This window comes from Vibrio sp. Vb1337, assembly GCF_033338715.1.
GTDB lineage: Bacteria > Pseudomonadota > Gammaproteobacteria > Enterobacterales > Vibrionaceae > Vibrio > Vibrio alginolyticus.
Genome location: NZ_JAWOTD010000030.1, coordinates 1 through 15,694, shown reverse-complemented (window position 1 = coordinate 15,694; position 15,694 = coordinate 1). Strand labels below are relative to the sequence as shown.

14 protein-coding genes are annotated in these 15,694 nt (G+C 45.4%); 3 read left to right on the top strand and 11 right to left on the bottom strand.

Features of this window, described 5'->3' with window-relative positions; all coding sequences use genetic code 11:
• Positions 1–9 precede the first annotated feature (9 nt).
• Positions 10–435: a nitric oxide-sensing transcriptional repressor NsrR gene (gene nsrR / locus R7E42_RS22040; RefSeq protein ID WP_005381392.1), complete on the bottom strand. Its 426-nt coding sequence runs from the start codon at positions 433–435 to the stop codon at positions 10–12.
• Positions 436–592: 157 nt separating this feature from the next.
• On the opposite strand from nsrR, the gene hmpA reads away from it, so the two are divergent.
• Positions 593–1,777 carry an NO-inducible flavohemoprotein gene (hmpA, locus tag R7E42_RS22035; protein ID WP_065274928.1) on the top strand — a complete coding sequence of 395 codons (1,185 nt, stop codon included), beginning with the start codon at positions 593–595 and terminating at the stop codon, positions 1,775–1,777.
• Positions 1,778–1,857: 80 nt separating this feature from the next.
• On the opposite strand, the gene motX is transcribed toward hmpA, so the two are convergent.
• Positions 1,858–2,493, bottom strand: a complete 636-nt coding sequence (motX, locus tag R7E42_RS22030; RefSeq protein ID WP_005381388.1) for a flagellar protein MotX — start codon at positions 2,491–2,493, stop codon at positions 1,858–1,860.
• Positions 2,494–2,709: 216 nt separating this feature from the next.
• Positions 2,710–4,026, bottom strand: a complete 1,317-nt coding sequence (locus tag R7E42_RS22025) for an adenylosuccinate synthase (protein WP_005387946.1) — start codon at positions 4,024–4,026, stop codon at positions 2,710–2,712.
• A 172-nt stretch (positions 4,027–4,198) separates the two neighbouring features.
• Here R7E42_RS22025 and R7E42_RS22020 point away from each other — a divergent pair, with 172 nt between their 5' ends.
• Positions 4,199–4,384: a DUF2065 domain-containing protein gene (locus tag R7E42_RS22020; RefSeq protein ID WP_213969934.1), complete on the top strand. Its 186-nt coding sequence runs from the start codon at positions 4,199–4,201 to the stop codon at positions 4,382–4,384.
• 63 nt (positions 4,385–4,447) lie between these two features.
• On the opposite strand, the gene hflC is transcribed toward R7E42_RS22020, so the two are convergent.
• The 8 genes from hflC to tsaE form a co-directional block, all read right to left on the bottom strand.
• A complete protein-coding gene (gene hflC / locus R7E42_RS22015; RefSeq protein WP_005381382.1) occupies positions 4,448–5,428 on the bottom strand; it encodes a protease modulator HflC in 981 nt (326 codons plus the stop codon).
• Between the two features lie 2 nt (positions 5,429–5,430).
• Positions 5,431–6,636, bottom strand: coding sequence for an FtsH protease activity modulator HflK (hflK, locus tag R7E42_RS22010; protein WP_017633728.1), 1,206 nt, complete (start codon positions 6,634–6,636; stop codon positions 5,431–5,433).
• A 45-nt stretch (positions 6,637–6,681) separates the two neighbouring features.
• Positions 6,682–7,971 (bottom strand): ribosome rescue GTPase HflX, encoded by a 1,290-nt coding sequence (hflX, locus tag R7E42_RS22005; protein ID WP_005381380.1) that lies wholly within the window; start codon positions 7,969–7,971, stop codon positions 6,682–6,684.
• Positions 7,972–8,009: 38 nt separating this feature from the next.
• Positions 8,010–8,273: an RNA chaperone Hfq gene (gene hfq / locus R7E42_RS22000; RefSeq protein WP_005381379.1), complete on the bottom strand. Its 264-nt coding sequence runs from the start codon at positions 8,271–8,273 to the stop codon at positions 8,010–8,012.
• Positions 8,274–8,467: 194 nt separating this feature from the next.
• Entirely contained in the window at positions 8,468–9,400 is a 933-nt protein-coding gene (miaA, locus tag R7E42_RS21995) for a tRNA (adenosine(37)-N6)-dimethylallyltransferase MiaA (RefSeq protein WP_005381378.1), read from the bottom strand.
• The gene (mutL, locus tag R7E42_RS21990) at positions 9,397–11,409 is read right to left on the bottom strand and encodes a DNA mismatch repair endonuclease MutL (RefSeq protein ID WP_213904072.1); all 2,013 of its coding nucleotides are present in this window, start codon (positions 11,407–11,409) and stop codon (positions 9,397–9,399) included. The genes miaA and mutL overlap by 4 nt, the downstream gene beginning before the upstream one ends.
• A gap of 18 nt (positions 11,410–11,427) precedes the next feature.
• Positions 11,428–13,137: an N-acetylmuramoyl-L-alanine amidase gene (locus R7E42_RS21985; protein WP_005381374.1), complete on the bottom strand. Its 1,710-nt coding sequence runs from the start codon at positions 13,135–13,137 to the stop codon at positions 11,428–11,430.
• Positions 13,131–13,595 carry a tRNA (adenosine(37)-N6)-threonylcarbamoyltransferase complex ATPase subunit type 1 TsaE gene (gene tsaE / locus R7E42_RS21980; protein WP_005381372.1) on the bottom strand — a complete coding sequence of 155 codons (465 nt, stop codon included), beginning with the start codon at positions 13,593–13,595 and terminating at the stop codon, positions 13,131–13,133. The genes R7E42_RS21985 and tsaE overlap by 7 nt, the downstream gene beginning before the upstream one ends.
• A gap of 276 nt (positions 13,596–13,871) precedes the next feature.
• Between tsaE and queG the strand changes: the two genes are divergently transcribed.
• Complete coding sequence (gene queG / locus R7E42_RS21975) at positions 13,872–14,999, top strand: tRNA epoxyqueuosine(34) reductase QueG (protein WP_005381370.1); 1,128 nt, start codon at positions 13,872–13,874, stop codon at positions 14,997–14,999.
• Positions 15,000–15,694 lie beyond the last annotated feature (695 nt).

Here is a 15,694-nt window from a genome sequence, read left to right as displayed (position 1 = left end):
GCAAATGAGTTAAGGACGAGCCAGCAAGATCAAAAGTTCAGAATTGTCACTGAGCAAGGATTCAATCGTGCAATCATCCAACTCCGCCAGAAAGGCACTTTTTGCTTTCGCCAATTTATCTTTGAGGCGGCAAGCAGGGGTAATATGGCAAAAATCCACACCACAGTTGACTAAATCTAACGGCTCTAAATCGCGCACAACACCACCGACTGTGATTTCAGATGCTGGCTTCATCAGCCGGATACCACCGTTTTTTCCGCGCACGGTATGGACATAACCCAACTGTCCTAACCGATTGATAACTTTAACCATATGGTTGCGCGACACACCAAATAAATCCGTCACTTCGGTAATGCTGGTTAACTCATCTTCCGGCAACGAAGCCAAGAAAATTAAGGTTCTCAACGCATAATCAGTGAAACTAGTTAACTGCATATTCTCTCCCAAAGTGCGACTCAATAACCCGCTGGTGATACTAAAACCCCAAACTTGAGCTATCGATAAAAGTGTAAATCTTTTCTTGATCGAAAGATACATTTGAGATACAACTTTAAACATGCATTATAAATACAACTTAAAGTAGGAAGCCCTTATGCTCAGCAATCAAACTATCGAGATCGTCAAAGCGACCGCACCACTCATCGCCGAAACAGGACCAAAACTGACCGCGCACTTTTACGAGCGTATGTTTACTCATAACCCTGAGTTGAAAGATATTTTTAACATGAGTAACCAGCGTAACGGCGATCAGCGTGAAGCATTATTCAACGCTATCTGTGCCTATGCTGCCAATATTGAAAATTTGCCAGCTCTGCTTGGCGCAGTAGAGAAAATTGCGCATAAGCACACGAGCTTTTTGATCACAGAAGATCAGTACCAAATCGTTGGTAAGCATTTACTTGCAACAATCGATGAGCTTTTTAATCCAGGTCAAGAGGTGTTGGATGCTTGGGCTGAGGCTTACGGCGTACTTGCGAATGTATTTATTCAGCGCGAAGAACAAATTTACCAACAAAATGAAGCTTTGGAAGGCGGCTGGCGCGGTCTACGCGAATTTGAATTAGTCGATAAAAAGATTGAGAGCAAACACATTTGCAGCTTTGTGTTCAAGCCAACCGATGGCCAAAAAGTGGCGCCGTATAAACCGGGACAATACCTTGGCATCTACATCAACAGTGACCAGTTAGAAAACCAAGAAATTCGCCAATATAGCCTGTCTTCTGCGGTCCAAGAGAACACCTACCGTATCTCAGTAAAACGTGAAGAAGGCGGAAAAGTGTCGAACTACCTGCACGATAGCCTGAACATTGGCGAAAAAGTGCAGCTTGCAGCCCCTGCCGGTGATTTCTTTATGGATGCCGAACCACAAACACCCGTTGTTCTAATTTCTGCTGGTGTGGGACTTACTCCAACGCTGTCAATGCTAGAAAGTCTCTCAGCACATCAAGCACCTGTAACTTGGGTTCATGCAACCGAAAATGGCCAACAGCATGCTTTCAAGCAACACGTAAACCAACTCGTTGCAGAAAAAGAAAATATGAACGCGCTCGTTTGGTATAACCAACCAACGGCAGAAGACAAGCTAGGTGAAGACTTCCACTTCACGGGCTTTGTCAATCTGTATGAAATTGAAGCTGCATTAAAGCAAGATAACGTGCAGGTATACTTCTGTGGTCCTGTAGGATTTATGCAGCACGTAGCGAAACAGCTATTAGAACTTGGCGTACCAGAAGAGCAATTCCATTACGAATGCTTCGGTCCACACAAAGTGGTTTAAGCGCTACCAACTATCGGGAAAACAACAAAGCCCACGTGACGTGGGCTTTGTTGTATGAAGTTGTTTGCAATATTGAAGCGTTACCAAAAGGTGTCTCGCCGTTTAGCTCGAGCAATAACGTTTTGTGGCATGCGCTGTTCAAGGCCGTTTCTCAATACAGTTATGCGCTTATGCTGCCGCTTATCTGCTGTGACAGAGTTATATAACCAACGATACGCATCTTCGTAATCGAGTGGACTGCCATAATCACGTAAAAGCAACTCGGCCAGATGAATACGCGCGTTTAGGTTTCCCATTGACGCAGCTTCTCGCAAATATGGAATTGCACGTTCTTTATCTTGCTGTACTAAAGTGCCACGCGAATAGTATCGGCCAATCTGCTCTAGTGCAGCTGGTAACCCCTGATGCGCTGCATTTTCGATGTAGTAAAGACCCAATTCGACATCTTGCTCGACACACACCCCCCAAGCCAACATATCTCCGTATAGAAACTCATAAGCGGGTAAGTTAATTCGAGTCGCACGAGCTACGATATCCTCCACCAGCTGGCAGTTATCAGCGCGCACACGTTGTAAGTGCTTATTTTGCTCAATAAGCTTTATCAGCTCTGCTTCGGTATAGATCGGAACTGGTGCCCCCACATCAGCAACATTAGCTTTCACTGTGGTAGCAACCAAGGTCAACAACAGTGAAGCAGCCACTGTTCGTAACTTCATAAACGTACCCTTAAGGTATCTAAGAAACCAAAGATCGGTGAAGGATCTCCTCTGCTTGATAACCTTATCGGCAAAAAACAGCTAAGCTTTAGACAATTTTTGCCTCTGATTTAGGCTCAGCGGCAAAAGCTTGCCATATGAGAGTCACGCTGTTTTTGTTCAGATACAAAAAAGCCGACCAGAAGGTCGGCTTTTGCAATCTTTAACGGCTATCAATTAAGCTTCGAATGGGTGAACTTTGATGATAGTTTCGTTACGGTCAGGACCCGTAGAGATGATGTCTACTGGAACGCCAGTTAGCTCTTCAATACGCTTGATGTAGTTAAGAGCGGCTTGTGGTAGAGCATCTAGTGACTTAGCACCAAATGTGTTCTCAGACCAACCAGGCATTGTTTCGTAGATTGGCGTTGCTTTTTCGAATGCTTCAGCAGCCATCGGAGAAACTTCTAGCACAGAGCCATCTTCCATCTTGTAACCAGTACAGATTTTTAACTCTTCTAGACCATCTAGTACGTCTAGTTTAGTTAGACAGAAACCAGATACAGAGTTGATTTGGATTGCACGACGCATAGCAACAGCATCGAACCAACCTGTACGACGTAGACGACCAGTTGTCGCACCGAACTCGTGGCCAACTTCACCTAAGTGCTTACCAATTGGATCTTGCTTATCTAAACCGTCGTATAGTTCAGTCGGGAATGGACCAGCACCAACGCGAGTACAGTACGCTTTTGCGATACCCAAGATGTAACCGATGTGACGAGGACCAAAACCAGAACCTGCAGCAACACCACCAGCAGTCGTGTTAGAAGACGTTACGTACGGGTAAGTACCGTGGTCGATATCAAGTAGTGTACCTTGTGCACCTTCGAACATGATCTTGTCGCCGCGCTTACGTGCTGCGTCTAGTTCGTCAGTTACGTCGATAACCATTGACGTTAGTAGTTCAGCGTAGCCTTTAGCTTGCTCAAGTACTTCTTCGTAGCTTACTGGTTCCGCTTTGTAGAAGTTAACTAGTTGGAAGTTATGGAACTCCATGACTTCTTTTAGCTTCTCTGCGAAAGTCGCCATATCGAATAGGTCGCCAACGCGTAGACCGCGACGAGCAACTTTATCTTCGTATGCTGGACCGATACCACGACCAGTAGTACCGATAGCTTTTTTACCGCGAGCGATTTCGCGAGCTTGGTCCATTGCAACGTGGTAAGGAAGAATTAGCGGACATGCTTCAGAAATGAAAAGACGCTCGCGTACTGGAATACCGCGCTCTTCAAGAGGCTTCATTTCTTTAAGTAGAGCTTCAGGTGATAGTACAACACCGTTACCGATAACACATTTTACGTTATCGCGAAGGATACCTGATGGAATTAAGTGAAGAACGGTTTTTTCACCGTCAATTACGAGAGTGTGACCTGCGTTGTGACCGCCTTGGTAGCGTACCACGTATTTTGCATCTTCAGTTAAAAGGTCTACGATTTTACCTTTACCTTCGTCACCCCATTGGGTGCCTAGAACGACTACGTTATTTCCCATCTTTCCAAGTCTGATTGCTAGTTAAAAATGGATTCTAGCACCGAATCACGCTTCTTGCAGTCATTTTTTGTTCACAGAGTTGCTACCAGAATGTCATCTTGCCGCTTTGTTCATTTTGAAATCAGCATATCACTGATAGTATTTAGCTTTCTCTATTCGACTGGAAAGCGCTATGTCTGAATCCATATGGTTGGCGATTGGGTTCGTCTTGATCGTGGAAGGCATTGGGCCACTGATTGCTCCTAACGGTTGGCGGAATATGGTGGCTCAATTAAGTGAACAACCCAACAATCAGCTACGACGCATCGGTGGCTGCCTAGTAGTTGCTGGAGCCGTAATCGCTATCATGATGAGCTAGCACTTAGCATCAGATACAAAAAAGGCTCCCTAAGGAGCCTTTTATTTCAATGAGACGCGGAGATTATTTCTCCATGCTGCCCTTCGACTGGTTCATGTATTGGAAGAACTCACTCTTAGGATCAAGCACCAGAATATCGCTCTTAGAGCTGAAGGACTTCTCATACGCACGTAGCGAGCGTAGGAAGCTAAAGAACTCAGGGTCTTTGTTGTACGCTTCAGCATAAATCTTCGCAGCCTCAGCATCCGCTTCACCTCGTGTCACACGCGCAGTTTTATCAGCTTCAGCTAGAATAGTTGCTACTTCTAGTTCTGCTTGAGCACGAATAACTTCCGCCTTTTCACGACCTTGAGAACGGTGCTTACGAGCAACGGACTCACGCTCCGCACGCATACGACGGTAGATAGACTCACTGATTTCATCAGGCAGGTTGATTTTCTTCATTCGGAAATCAACGACACGAACACCCAAGTCTTTCATTGCGCTTTCACGCGTGTCTTTCAATACTTCAGACATGATTAGGTCGCGTTCACCATCAATCTCAAGCGCCTCACGAGCCGCTTCAGTTGCGACAACATCGGCACTTGCGTCTTCTGGTAGCACATCATCGTTACGTGGACCAGATACGATCTGTTTGATTTCACGAGCACCGATTTCAGAACGAAGCACGTCCGTCACTTTACGCTCAAGTAGTGCCTCTGCCGTTAGCGAGTTACCACCGCCTGTCGCGAGGTAGTAGCGACCAAAATCTTCAATACGCCACTTCACGTAGGTATCAATGATAACGTCTTTTTTCTCAGACGTTACGAAACGGTCTGCACGACCATCCATTGTTTGGATACGTGCATCAAGTTGTTTCACACGGTCAAACAAAGGCATCTTGAAATGCAGACCAGGCTCGTAAATTCGAGTGATGTCGTTATTGTCTTTCAAGACACGACCAAATCGAACCACTATACCGCGCTCACCTTCAGGAATCACAAACAAAGACATCAACATTAATGCCAGTGCGATTACCAGTACAGGGATCATTAACTTACGCATTCTTAGTATCTCCCTTGACGTGAACCTGTTGAACGAGACTGCGTGTTCGAAGTGTCTTCTTGTGTACGATCAGACTCAAGTTGAATTTGATCATAAGTTGAAGATGACTTCGATTTACGTTTGGTATCTGCTTTGCCCTCTTGTCCCGCCAACTTATCGATTGGAAGGTAAAGAAGATTGCCGCTTGATTCCGAGTCAATCAACACTTTCGAAGTGCTTGAGTACACCTCTTCCATTGCGTCAATGTACAGACGATCACGCGTTACACCAGGCGCTGCTTGGTATTCTGGTAGTAGTTTTTCGAACTGTGCTACCTGACCAAGAGCCTCGTTAGTGACACGCTCATTGTAACCTTGTGCTTCTTTCTTCAAACGCTCTGCACGACCCGTTGCCTTAGGCAAGATTTCGTTCTTGTATGCTTCAGCTTCACGAATGAAACGCTCTTCATCCTCACGTGCTGCGATTGCATCATCAAACGCATCTTTCACTTGCTCTGGTGGACGAGCAGACTGGAAGTTCACATCAACAAGTACCAGACCCATATCATAGCTATCAATGATTTGGTTCAGTGTTTCTTGCGTAGTTTGACGAATTTGCTGACGACCACTGGTTAGAATGCTATCCATCAATGAGTCACCAATTACTGCACGTAGTGCAGAATCCGTTGCTTGACGCAAGCTGTCGTCTGCATTGGTTACACGGTACAAGTATTTGTATGGGTCAGTCACTCGGTACTGAACATCCATCGCAACTGTTACAACGTTTTCATCTTTGGTCAGCATTAGACCAGATGCACGTAGTGAACGAATCGCTTGTACGTTTACCGCTTCGTACTCATCAATAAAGCGAGGACGCCAGTTAAGACCTGGGTCTACGATACGATCGTATTTACCTAAACGCAGTACAACACCACGCTCTGCTTCACCGATGGTGTAAAAACCAGCGAAGAACCAAACTGCAACAGCAATCAGAGCAATCACGCCAAAGCCAATTGCACTACCACCACCGCCGCCGATTGGAGAACCACCGCCGCCTTTTTTACCAAACTTGCCGCCCAGCTTTTGACTCAGTTTGTTGAACACTTCATCTAAATCTGGCGGACCTTGATCTCGGCCACCAGGACGCTGGCCACCACGATTATTATTACCCCAAGGGTCATTATCGCGGCCATTGTTGCCGTTGTTATTTCCAGGCTCATTCCACGCCATTAGAAAGCTCCATCATTTGATATGACGTTATACTGTAGCAGTCCTTTAAGTGACTATAAAGCCAGTCAAAACTGCCCCTTCTCTTTTTTCAAGTCTAGACCAATCTACTTGCTGCATTCGAATATCGATCAACAAGTTACCATCCTGGTCATATTCCTCACGTTGAATACACTTCATTTGGAAGAAGGTACTACGGAATCGTCCTTGATACTGTGGAGGAATTCGCAACTGATGCTCGACCATTTGTGACGCCAGACGTTCCGTCAGCGCCTCAAACAGGACATCAATGCCCAACCCATCCATTGCTGAAACCCAAACTGCGCGAGGTACGCCTTCCTCGTCTCGTTCTATACGTGGTTTCTGCGAATCTAGATTGTCGATTTTGTTCATGACAACCAGAGTCGGCACTTCATGCGCGTCGATCTCTTCTAGTACTTCATGAACAGCTTGAATATTCTCACGAAAACGCTCATCACTGGCATCAACAACATGTAACAAAATGTCAGCTTCTTGCGTTTCCTGCAAGGTTGCCTTGAAGGCCGCAACCAAGTCGTGTGGCAAATGTCGAATAAAACCAACCGTGTCTGCCAAGATGGCAGGACCAACATCTGCTAACTCTATCTTACGTAAAGTCGGGTCCAAAGTAGCAAATAATTGATCAGCCGCGTACACGCCAGCTTCTGTAATACGGTTGAAGAGTGTCGACTTACCCGCGTTGGTGTAACCCACAAGTGAAACCGTTGGGATTTCAGCTCGATTTCGGGCGCGGCGCCCTTGTTCACGCTGCTTCGCTACTTTGTCTAAGCGTCGCAGGATGGCTTTGATTCTGTCACGCAATAAGCGACGGTCGGTTTCCAGCTGGGTTTCACCCGGGCCACGTAAACCGATACCACCTTTCTGCCTTTCAAGGTGCGTCCAACCACGAATCAAACGAGTAGAGATATGACGAAGTTGAGCCAGCTCTACCTGTAGCTTACCTTCGTGTGTTCGAGCTCGTTGAGCAAAGATATCGAGAATAAGACCAGTGCGGTCGAGAACTCGACATTGGCACAGTGCTTCGAGGTTACGTTCTTGGGCAGGAGAGAGGGCGTGATTAAAAATCACAATTTCGGCACCCGTTGATTGTACCGCTGTAGCAATCTCTTGGGCCTTACCCTCTCCGACATAGTATTTCGGGTGTGGGGATTGACGACTACCAGTTACCACTTGTAGCGCCTCTACCCCAGCAGAAGAAACCAGCATTTCGAACTCAGCCAGATCTTCCCATTCACCTTCTTGCGTGAAGTTGATATGAACAAGTACGGCTCGCTCACCGGATTCATAACGGTCAAACAAGCAATCAACTCCTTATTTTAAAAATACTCGATGAAGAATTAATCTTCTGATTTCTCTTGTGGACGCTCACCTTGTGGACGTTCACCGCTGTGATGGCTCACTGGACGAGCCGGCACAACTGTTGAGATCGCGTGCTTGTACACCATTTGGTTAACAGTATTCTTCAGCAGGATCACAAATTGATCGAATGATTCGATCTGACCTTGTAGTTTAATACCATTCACAAGGTAGATAGATACCGGGATACGCTCACGACGTAGCGCGTTTAGAAATGGGTCTTGTAGAGATTGCCCCTTAGCCATTTTTATTTTCCTTATTTAATTTGTAGTTGTAATTATTTAGCTAGTGGTGCAATGCAAAAGATACGGCTTTTGCATCTGAGCTAAACGAATCAAAAATGCACTCTAAGTAATTAGCAGCATAGTATAAAAACCGCCAACAACAGATCCTTTGAGAGTGCGTTCACGCAAAAACGATCACATTATACACAGCTATGTCAATCAGATGCTATTGCTTCCGACATCGTTTCTAATGCCTGTTCAATGTTCTCGCTATCCAACCAAGTTAAATCATCCCAGCTGCGTAACCAGGTGATTTGACGCTTGGCCAATTGACGAGTCGCGCATACGCCACGAAATACCGCTTCGTCACGTGTACACTCCCCATCTAAATACTCCCACATCTGTCGGTAACCGACGCATCGTATGGAAGGAAGATCGGGGTGAAGATCTTTTCGCGAATGTAACGCTTTCATTTCTTCTTCAAAGCCCGCTTCCATCATCTTCTCGAAACGGAGTTCAATCCGACGGTGAAGTTCTGCCCTATCCTTGGGAGCTATTGCAAACTGCTTGACTCGGTATGGTAGGCTTTCACCTTTCGTTTGAGTCAATTCAGTCAAAGTTTTACCTGAAATGCGAAATACTTCCAATGCCCGAGATAAACGTTGGGGATCATTGGGATGGATTCTCGCGGCTGACACAGGATCAACCTCTTTGAGTTCATCGTGCAACACTGACCAACCTTTAGTCAATGCCTCTTGTTCAATTTGCTGACGAATTTCAGGATTTGCAGCAGGAAGTGGTGATAAACCTTCAAGTAACGCCTTGTAATACAGCATTGTTCCACCCACAAGAAGTGGAATTTTTCCTTCTGCAACAATATCATCCATCGCTTTCAATGCATCTCGACGAAAGTCGGCGACAGAGTAAGATTCACTTGGATCCAAAATATCTATCAAGCGATGAGGCGCCAAACTTAACTCTTTTTCATCCGGTTTCGCCGTACCGATATCCATCCCTTTGTAGATCAAAGCAGAATCAACACTGATGATCTCAATCGGAAATTTTTGACGAAGACGAATCGCCAGCTCAGTTTTGCCTGATGCAGTTGGCCCCATTAAAAATAGCGCCAAAGGTAGTTTATCTGTCATGGTTTTAATTTGGCTATCGTGGCAGAGAAATCAACAGCGGATACGAATTTTGTATCTTCTAATGGCAATTGACCATGTCTTAGCTGTTCAAGTTCCGCAATAATTTGAATGGCTTCAGAAAAAGTATAGTGACTCTTCACTGTCGTGACCTGTAATGCGAGCCAATCTATCAACTCAGACAGCATCTGAGCCGCTGCTATACCCTCGTTCACACAAGATTGCGCGTAAGATAACAGATCTGGTACTAAATTTTGTAAGTTTTGTTGACGCAGCGGAGCTGGGACGCCCATCACCATTAAGGCGTGCTCGTTTCTCGCTTTCAATTGAATACCAAGCAATGCCAAATCTTGTTGATAATCTTGGGCCAGTCTCACTAATTCGGCCTCTAACTTAATAGATAGAGGAACAAGCAGAGGTTGTGCCTTAAGTGCACCATCGCTTGGAGTGAGCTGGCCTTTTATACGATAAAATTCTGCTCTAGGTAACGAGACTAACGCCGCCCCACTGTCACTGCTCATCAAAACAAATTGTTCATCGACCACCATCAGCGCTTTGCCTAATGCAGTAATCGATGGCATTGATGTGTGCGAAGTTATCGTTTGGGGCGCTATTGGAGTGACTGCCTGAGCCTCAAACTCTGGCGTTTTCAACAGCTCGTGATAAGCGCGTACTTCTTGTTTAGTTGGCGCTGGTTCTACGTGGCGCTCTTTACTGTGACTTGGCTTTGGTGCAGGTTTGGATTCCACCCAATCATTACGTTTGAATGACTCCACTACGCGCGCCTCTCGCACGGAGGTTTCACTAGGACCGCTATTACGAGGCTTCACTTCATAATCACTGCGTCCAGGATAAGCCGGTGTACTCTCTATCGCTTGATAAACCCGTTCTGGTACTGGTGAAGATGCTGGCTCTTGTACTTTTTCAGGCTCTGGCGAATGCTCAATCTCTTCGGACTCAGTCGGTTCCACGCGATGAAATGCCGATTCATTCACCTGTGGTTTATCAATCACGGCGCTTTGTGAAAGTGCATCCGTCAGAGCTTGATAGATGAAATCATGCACCAAACGAGCTTGGTGGAAACGCACTTCATGCTTAGCAGGGTGAACATTCACATCTACTTGGTGCGGATCTAGCTCAATAAAGAGCACATACGCAGCAAACTGATCTGGCTTTAAGCTCATTTCATAGCTTTGACGAATCGCGTGATTGATTAATTTGTCACGCATCATTCGGCCATTCACATAGCAATATTGTAAATCGCTTTGCTGCCTTGCTCCCTCTGGTGTGGTAATCCACCCATGTAACTTTAACCCTTGATGCTCAAGCTCGATTCTGAGCATATGCCGCACAAACGCATTACCGCAGACAGCAGCAATACGCTTTTCGGTTTGAAGCTGATTTTTCGCCGCGCGATATTGACGGATGATCTTGCCGTTATGACGCACATTGATGGTGACATCAAAGCGGCTTAACGCAATGCGTTTCAATAACTCATCAATATGAGCAAATTCGGTTTTCTCCGTACGAAGAAACTTGCGACGCGCTGGAGTATTAAAAAATAAGTCCAACACCTCAACGGTAGTGCCAATCGGGTGCGCTGCTGGCTTAAGCTTCACCTGCATATCACGCCCTTCGGAGTAGGCACTCCAGGCTTCTTCTTGTGCCGCAGGACGCGACGTGAGCGTCAAACGCGAGACTGAGCTAATACTGGCTAACGCTTCACCGCGAAAACCTAGACTCATAATGGCTTCGAGATCATCTAAGGTATGTATCTTAGATGTCGCATGACGACTGAGCGCTAAGCCGAGTTCATCTTTCGCGATACCTTTTCCGTTATCACGAACACGAATCAGCTTTGCGCCTCCTTTCTCGATATCGATATCGATTCGAGTTGCGCCAGAATCAAGACTATTTTCAACCAGCTCTTTAATCACAGAAGCAGGTCTTTCGACCACTTCCCCTGCGGCGATTTGGTTTGCAAGTCTGGCTGGCAAAATTTTAATCGTCATAATGAGTTAGAAGCTCACCTACTTGTTTGGAATGATCAGGACTTGCCCAACCGCTAGCTGATCAGAGCGTAAGTTATTCGCTTTACGAATGCTCGATACGCTAACACCGTATTTGGACGCTATTTTGCCAAGGAACTCACCCCGAGAAACCTTGTGCTTACGAATCGGTTTATCTTTTACCGCGACCGTTATCTTCAACTTTTGCCCTACCCACAAGGTATCTGACTTCAAGTTATTCTCTCGGCGGATATCTGAAACCTTCACTTTATAGTGATTCGCAATCTTACCTAAGAACTCACCAGACTTAACCTTGTGCGTAATGGTTTCTGTCTCAACAGTAATCGGTTTACTTGGCACTTTAATCGTACCAGCAGAAGGAATGTTGAGCTTCTGACCAATTGCCAAGCCTGTCGACTTCAAGTTGTTTGCCGACATCAGCGCTTTAGAGCTAAGCCCATATTTGTTCGCGATCACCGATAATGACTCGCCACGCTTTACAATATGTACCATTGGCTTCGCTGAAGGCGAGAACACCGTACCCTCTGGTGGGTTATCTTTTAAGTACTTGACGACCGCCTTAGTGATAGCCTGAGCTAACTTATCTTGGTGCGCTCGTTGAAACAGTAATCGCTCTTCTGTTGGGTTAGAAATAAAGCCCGTTTCCACTAGCACAGACGGAATCTGTGGAGAGCGTAAAACCGCAAGGCTGGTGTTGATCGGTTTGGTGTTATGCAGGTGCGCAACACGTCCCATCTCACCTAGGATTTCTGTTGCCAGCTTATAGCCTTCTTTTTGTGAATGACTAAACTGCAAGTCCAACAAAGTTTGGTTCACGTTACGATCTTTTGTCTTCGTGAAGAACGCATTACCCGAGCCGCCCAATAACTCAGACTGTTTCTCATGGTTCTCGACCCAACGAGCAATTTCGGTATTTGCACGACGAGTATTTAGTACGAAGACCGATCCACCGCGAGGCTTCGGTGAAGTAAACGCATCTGCGTGAATGGAAATCAGCAAGTGCGCATCATTTTCACGAGCAATCGCGACACGACGGTTTAAGTTTACAAAGTAATCTCCCGTACGAGTCATGCGCGTTTTAATACCAGGAGTCGCATCGAGCTGAGCAGCAATTTTTCTTGAGATACTCAATACCGCATCTTTCTCGTACTTACGACGTGAAGGGCCAATAGAGCCTGGGTCTTCCCCACCGTGACCAGGGTCGATAACAATTAACACTTCTTGAGCTCGTTGAACTGAGCTCATGTCTTTGCTGGCCGCCGCTGGCTTACTCGGTTTAGAGGTCGATGCCTTCTTACCGTGCGGTAAATCAATCACCAAGCGGTGACCATACTGCCCACCTGGTGTTGGGCTTAATTTAAATAACTCCGCTTGAACGCTCTTTTTTAGTTCAAACACCAAACGATAAGTGCCCTTCTCTGGAGGCGAGCTTTTTCGTACCAGTTTTAAAACAGGGCTATCCGTAACAGTAACAGGTAGTTTGGCCTGCATCGTCGTGCTTTTTAAATCCACGACAAGGCGATCCGGCCCTGATAAAGAGAAATAGGAATAGTCAGCTTCCGAGCCTAAATCGATGACAACACGCGTTTCATCAGGTGAAGGCCAAACTCGAAAACTCTTAACGACGTTAGCAAATGCTAAATTGGGGATGAGAAGGAGAAAAGTGGCGACAAACGTCGCCACCACTCTAAAATTTGAAAAACTCAACATAGCTCCAATCGACTGAGTAACTGCACACCATAATCATTATTAGCTGTTAGTTCGGCTACACGTTGCTCACCTTGGTAGCGAATGTTTACATCAAGATCCGGTTGTGGCAGTAAGCCATGCCCTTTTTCAGGCCATTCAACCAAGCAAATCGCATCGTCTGTGAAATAGTCTCGAATCCCCATAAACTCAAGCTCTTCAGGATCCGCAAGACGATAAAGGTCGAAGTGATATACTTGCCACTGATCCAACTGGTACGGTTCGACTAGAGTATAAGTTGGACTTTTCACGTTACCTTGATGACCAAGAGCACGGACAAAACCACGACTAAAGGTTGTTTTACCTGCACCCAAATCACCATGCAGATAAATTGTGGTTTGCTGGGAACAAAGCTGAGCCAGAGCGGTGCCTAGTGCAACCGTTTCATGCTCATCTTTTAAATTGAATTGTTTCGTGCTCATTGATGCTTCTCTAACTAATGATCGTTGACTATATAAAAATCAAAAGAACAGGAATAGTAAACCGTGTTGGTTTTGAGAGACAAGCTTTCAAATGTCATATGTGCGAAAAAAGTATCCAATAAACGGTATCTTAATCATCTTAGTATCGACCTAGATTTAGAATATATGCAAATGACTTCAATAAGCAGTATTCATAACATCAAAAACGTACCTAACTGGGTAGCACCAAAGCCAGAGATCCGTTAAGATCCGCCCCCCTTTATTCCGGTGGTTAACATGAACTACGAACAACTCGCACAACAAATCAAAGTTTGGGGAAAAGAACTCGGCTTCCAAAAAGTTGGGATCTGCGACGTTGATCTGAGTGAACATGAAGCAGCACTACAAAAATGGCTTGATGCAGGCTATCACGGCTCAATGGATTGGATGGCTCGTCACGGTATGATGCGTGCTAGACCCCATGAGCTACTCCCGGGAACCGTTCGTGTTATCAGCGTCCGGATGGACTATCTGCCACCAGAGGCTCAATTCGCTTCGAACCTCGCGAATAAAAGTCATGCCTATATTAGCCGCTACGCACTAGGGCGCGATTATCACAAGCTCGTCAGAAAGCAGCTAAATAAGCTCGGCAAACTTATTGAACAAGAGGTTGGTCAATATGGTTACCGACCTTTCGTTGATTCCGCACCAATATTAGAGCGACCTCTCGCCCAAAAAGCGGGCTTAGGTTGGACCGGGAAACATTCCCTGATTTTAGATCAAGACTGTGGATCGTGGTTCTTTTTAGGTGAACTACTTATCGACTTACCACTACCCGTAGATGAGCCAAGCGTTGATCAGTGCGGTAAATGCAAAGCATGCATTACATCATGCCCAACACAAGCCATCGTTGAAGACAAAGTTGTCGATGCCAGGCGTTGTATCTCTTATCTCACCATCGAGTTCGATGGCGTGATTCCTGAAGAGTTTCGAAAGCCAATGGGTAACCGCATTTATGGTTGTGACGACTGTCAATTGGTTTGCCCATGGAACCGCTACGCCGACATAACGGAGCAAGATGATTTCCACCGTCGTGACAGTTTCAAAAACCCTGACCTCGTCGACATGTTTAACTGGGATGAAGCGACTTTTCTAAAAAATATGGAAGGCTCCGCTATCCGTCGTATTGGTCATATACAGTGGCTACGTAACATCGCTGTCGCACTTGGTAATGCAGAATATAGTCAGCGAATCATAGATGCGCTGGAAAGTCGGCAAGGTGAAAATAAATTACTTGATGAGCACATTAAATGGGCTTTGACAGAGCAACTGAATCAACTCCCCACTGAGAGTAATTCATCTATAGAGACGAAAAAGCAACGCTTAATAAGGATAGTCGAGAAGGGACTGCCGAGAGACGCATAGAGCGTAGTCTATATGCAAGAGATTGAAAGTACTTTTGCATGTTCAATTCATGACCTTGTTCTCAATTTTGTAATGTGGAAAAAAATTTGAGATTCAAGAAAAACAAGCTAACAGAAAAAAGTTAAACACAGCTCGGAGAAATGACTAGGATCAAAAAAATACCAGTTAATGATCGTATTTTAACGTACTCGATCCGACAAAAAACTTATTTTTTCTTTATATAACAAAGATTTAATTGGTATTTCTTTGTTGTTTCAACTTCATTTTAGAGAAAAGATCTTTCTTCCCCATCATAAAAAGTCAAGCTAAAAACACTTTATCAACCAACTTATCCACAGAACGACGTATGTGGATAACTCTGTTAATTAAAGTAGATAAAACACGCGAAGCCTCATCATACTGTACGTCAGCCGATTCATATCGTGTTTTAAACACAAACGAAATCGTCCGACATCATATGATGCGGATAAAAGTTTAGCTTTTGGGGATTCATGCTTCGCAGCATTATGAAAAGAGCGATGTGATTGGTTGCGAGAAGCAGGCGTTGAATCAAGCGGCGCATCCGTAGACGACTTAACAATTGTATACTAAATAAGTACTCAATCTATCGTCTTGTATTTGGTTGCGGGGGCCGGATTTGAACCGACGACCTTCGGGTTATGAGCCCGACGAGCTACCAAGCTGCTCCACCCCGC

What these genes read in the sequence shown, in the direction of transcription:
- nsrR (WP_005381392.1), bottom strand. Translation starts at nt 435, where the DNA reads ATGCAGTTAACTAGTTTCACTGATTATGCGTTGAGAACCTTAATTTTC.
- hmpA (WP_065274928.1), top strand. Translation starts at nt 593, where the DNA reads ATGCTCAGCAATCAAACTATCGAGATCGTCAAAGCGACCGCACCACTC.
- motX (WP_005381388.1), bottom strand. Translation starts at nt 2,493, where the DNA reads ATGAAGTTACGAACAGTGGCTGCTTCACTGTTGTTGACCTTGGTTGCT.
- R7E42_RS22025 (WP_005387946.1), bottom strand. Translation starts at nt 4,026, where the DNA reads ATGGGAAATAACGTAGTCGTTCTAGGCACCCAATGGGGTGACGAAGGT.
- R7E42_RS22020 (WP_213969934.1), top strand. Translation starts at nt 4,199, where the DNA reads ATGTCTGAATCCATATGGTTGGCGATTGGGTTCGTCTTGATCGTGGAA.
- hflC (WP_005381382.1), bottom strand. Translation starts at nt 5,428, where the DNA reads ATGCGTAAGTTAATGATCCCTGTACTGGTAATCGCACTGGCATTAATG.
- hflK (WP_017633728.1), bottom strand. Translation starts at nt 6,636, where the DNA reads ATGGCGTGGAATGAGCCTGGAAATAACAACGGCAACAATGGCCGCGAT.
- hfq (WP_005381379.1), bottom strand. Translation starts at nt 8,273, where the DNA reads ATGGCTAAGGGGCAATCTCTACAAGACCCATTTCTAAACGCGCTACGT.
- miaA (WP_005381378.1), bottom strand. Translation starts at nt 9,400, where the DNA reads ATGACAGATAAACTACCTTTGGCGCTATTTTTAATGGGGCCAACTGCA.
- mutL (WP_213904072.1), bottom strand. Translation starts at nt 11,409, where the DNA reads ATGACGATTAAAATTTTGCCAGCCAGACTTGCAAACCAAATCGCCGCA.
- R7E42_RS21985 (WP_005381374.1), bottom strand. Translation starts at nt 13,137, where the DNA reads ATGTTGAGTTTTTCAAATTTTAGAGTGGTGGCGACGTTTGTCGCCACT.
- tsaE (WP_005381372.1), bottom strand. Translation starts at nt 13,595, where the DNA reads ATGAGCACGAAACAATTCAATTTAAAAGATGAGCATGAAACGGTTGCA.
- queG (WP_005381370.1), top strand. Translation starts at nt 13,872, where the DNA reads ATGAACTACGAACAACTCGCACAACAAATCAAAGTTTGGGGAAAAGAA.